The organism is Paeniglutamicibacter sp. NPDC012692 (genome assembly GCF_042901625.1).
In the GTDB taxonomy this organism is placed as follows: domain Bacteria; phylum Actinomycetota; class Actinomycetes; order Actinomycetales; family Micrococcaceae; genus Paeniglutamicibacter.
In genome coordinates, this window is the sequence record NZ_JBIBDE010000018.1 from 2,062 (window position 1) to 5,616 (window position 3,555).

Annotated in this window: 2 rRNA genes; both read left to right on the plus strand. The window is 55.0% G+C overall.

Annotated elements, in window-relative coordinates:
• Window positions 1-144 precede the first annotated feature (144 nt).
• Window positions 145-3,275: ribosomal RNA gene (locus tag ACFY5D_RS22080) — 23S ribosomal RNA — on the plus strand.
• 173 nt (window positions 3,276-3,448) lie between these two features.
• Window positions 3,449-3,555: ribosomal RNA gene (rrf, locus tag ACFY5D_RS22085) — 5S ribosomal RNA — on the plus strand; the annotation flags it as partial.

The following is a 3,555-nucleotide window of genomic DNA, read 5'->3' on the forward strand; positions in this document are numbered from 1 at the left end:
CTTGGGTCGTTGGTGTTTTTGTCTTGTTTTGCATAAGCAATTTCTTAAGAATTATTGAACCTGGTGGGCACGCCTTGTGCGTGTCTTTCTTGGTTCTTTCGATTGTAATTAATTAAGCTCATGTAAATTTTTGATCATGTTTGTGGTCAAGTTTTTAAGAGCGCACGGTGGATGCCTTGGCATTGGGAGCCGAAGAAGGACGTGGGAATCTGCGATAAGCCTGGAGGAGTCGATAACCGGACGTTGATACCAGGATTTCCGAATGGGGAAACCCCGCACCATGTCATGTGGTGTGACCCGCAGCTGAACACATAGGCTGCGTGGAGGGAACGCGGGGAAGTGAAACATCTCAGTACCCGCAGGAAGAGAAAACAAAAGTGATTCCGTTAGTAGTGGCGAGCGAACGCGGAAGGGGCTAAACCGGTCCATGTGTGATAGCCGGCGGGCGTTGCATGGTCGGGGTTGTGGGACTTTCCGTTCTGGTTCTGCCGGACCAGTGAAGTGAGGTGCAGGCGTATAGGCGAACCGGTTTGAATGCCGGACCATAGAGGGTGAGAGTCCCGTAGTGCTAATGCGTGTCTGCCGCTTTGTGAGAGTATCCCAAGTAGGACGGGGCCCGAGAAATCCCGTTTGAATCCGCCAGGACCACCTGGTAAGCCTAAATACTACCCAATGACCGATAGCGGATAAGTACCGTGAGGGAATGGTGAAAAGTACCCCGGGAGGGGAGTGAAATAGTACCTGAAACCGTGCGCTTACAATCCGTTGGAGCCTCCTTGTTGGGGTGACAGCGTGCCTTTTGAAGAATGAGCCTGCGAGTTAGTGTTACGTCGCGAGGTTAACCCGTGTGGGGAAGCCGTAGCGAAAGCGAGTCTGAATAGGGCGAGTTAGTGGCGTGATCTAGACCCGAAGCGAAGTGATCTACCCATGGCCAGGTTGAAGCGCGTGTAAGAGCGCGTGGAGGACCGAACCCACTTCAGTTGAAAATGGAGGGGATGAGCTGTGGGTAGGGGTGAAAGGCCAATCAAACTTCGTGATAGCTGGTTCTCCCCGAAATGCATTTAGGTGCAGCGTTGCGTGTTTCTTACCGGAGGTAGAGCTACTGGATGGCTAATGGGCCCTACAAGGTTACTGACGTCAGCCAAACTCCGAATGCCGGTAAGTGAGAGCGCAGCAGTGAGACTGTGGGGGATAAGCTTCATAGTCGAGAGGGAAACAGCCCAGAACGCCAACTAAGGCCCCTAAGCGTGTGCTAAGTGGAAAAGGATGTGGAGTTGCGAAGACAACCAGGAGGTTGGCTTAGAAGCAGCCATCCTTGAAAGAGTGCGTAATAGCTCACTGGTCAAGTGATTCCGCGCCGACAATGTAGCGGGGCTCAAGCACACCGCCGAAGTTGCGTCATTCAAATATTGGTAGGCCTTCGTGGTCCAGCCGTTTGGATGGGTAGGGGAGCGTCGTGTGGGCAGTGAAGTCGCGGTGTAAACCAGCGGTGGAGCCCACACGAGTGAGAATGCAGGCATGAGTAGCGAATGACGGGTGAGAAACCCGTCCGCCGAATGATCAAGGGTTCCAGGGTCAAGCTAATCTGCCCTGGGTAAGTCGGGACCTAAGGCGAGGCCGACAGGCGTAGTCGATGGACAACGGGTTGATATTCCCGTACCGGCAAAAAACCGCCCATAGCGAACCGGTGATGCTAACCACCCCAACCACCCACCGCGGGGCCTTCGGGCTTTGCACCGGGTGTGCGGCGTGGGACCCGAACCGGGGAGTTAAGCGTATTAACAGGTGTGACGCAGGAAGGTAGCCGAGCCAGGCAATGGAATTGACCTGGTCCAAGGATGTAGGGCGAGTCGTAGGCAAATCCGCGACTCACATAAGCCTGAGATCCGATAGGCGCCCCCCTCGGGGGGTGATTCGGTGATCCTATGCTGCCAAGAAAAGCATCGACGCGAGGTTTTAGCCGCCCGTACCCCAAACCGACACAGGTGATCAGGTAGAGAATACTAAGGCGATCGAGAGAATCATGGTTAAGGAACTCGGCAAAATGCCCCCGTAACTTCGGGAGAAGGGGGGCCTGCCCCGTGACCGCCACTTGCTGGCGTGAGCGGGTGTGGGCCGCAGAGACCAGGGGGAAGCGACTGTTTACTAAAAACACAGGTCCGTGCGAAGTCGCAAGACGATGTATACGGACTGACTCCTGCCCGGTGCTGGAAGGTTAAGAGGACCGGTTAGCCCTTTTGGGCGAAGCTGAGAATTTAAGCCCCAGTAAACGGCGGTGGTAACTATAACCATCCTAAGGTAGCGAAATTCCTTGTCGGGTAAGTTCCGACCTGCACGAATGGAGTAACGACTTCCCCGCTGTCTCAACCATGAACTCGGCGAAATTGCACTACGAGTAAAGATGCTCGTTACGCGCAGCAGGACGGAAAGACCCCGAGACCTTTACTATAGTTTGGTATTGGTGTTCGGTGCAGCTTGTGTAGGATAGGTGGGAGACTGTGAAGCCCGGACGCTAGTTCGGGTGGAGTCATCGTTGAAATACCACTCTGGCTGTACCGGTCACCTAACTTCGGCCCATAATCTGGGTCAGGGACAGTGCCTGATGGGTAGTTTAACTGGGGCGGTTGCCTCCTAAAAAGTAACGGAGGCGCCCAAAGGTTCCCTCAGCCTGGTTGGCAATCAGGTGTCGAGTGTAAGTGCACAAGGGAGCTTGACTGTGAGAGCGACAGCTCGAGCAGGGACGAAAGTCGGGACTAGTGATCCGGCGGCACGTTGTGGAACGGCCGTCGCTCAACGGATAAAAGGTACCTCGGGGATAACAGGCTGATCTTGCCCAAGAGTCCATATCGACGGCATGGTTTGGCACCTCGATGTCGGCTCGTCGCATCCTGGGGCTGGAGTAGGTCCCAAGGGTTGGGCTGTTCGCCCATTAAAGCGGTACGCGAGCTGGGTTTAGAACGTCGTGAGACAGTTCGGTCCCTATCCGCTGCGCGCGCAGGAAATTTGAGAAGAGCTGTCCTTAGTACGAGAGGACCGGGACGGACGAACCTCTGGTGTGTCAGTTGTACTGCCAAGTGCACCGCTGATTGGCTACGTTCGGAAGGGATAACCGCTGAAAGCATCTAAGCGGGAAGCCCACTTCAAGATGAGATTTCCATGCACGCTTGTCGTGCGAGAGGCCCCCAGCAGACCACTGGGTTGATAGGCGGGATGTGGAAGCGAGGACCAAAGACTCGTGAAGCTGACCCGTACTAATAGGCCGACAACTTAAACCACAAACACCACGCACTTGATGCGTGGCGAGAAACGCTGCGTCCACTATACGGTCCCGAAACAACAACCCTTGTTTTCGCGGAACCACTTGCATCACCACAGATAAGATTTTCTGTAACCCATAGATTCACCGCACCCGTCCCGGATTTTTCCGAGGGGGTGTCGGTACTAGAGTTACGGCGGTCACAGCGTGGGGGAAACGCCCGGTCCCATACCGAACCCGGAAGCTAAGACCCACAGCGCCGATGGTACTGCACTCGGGAGGGTGTGGGAGAGTAGGAC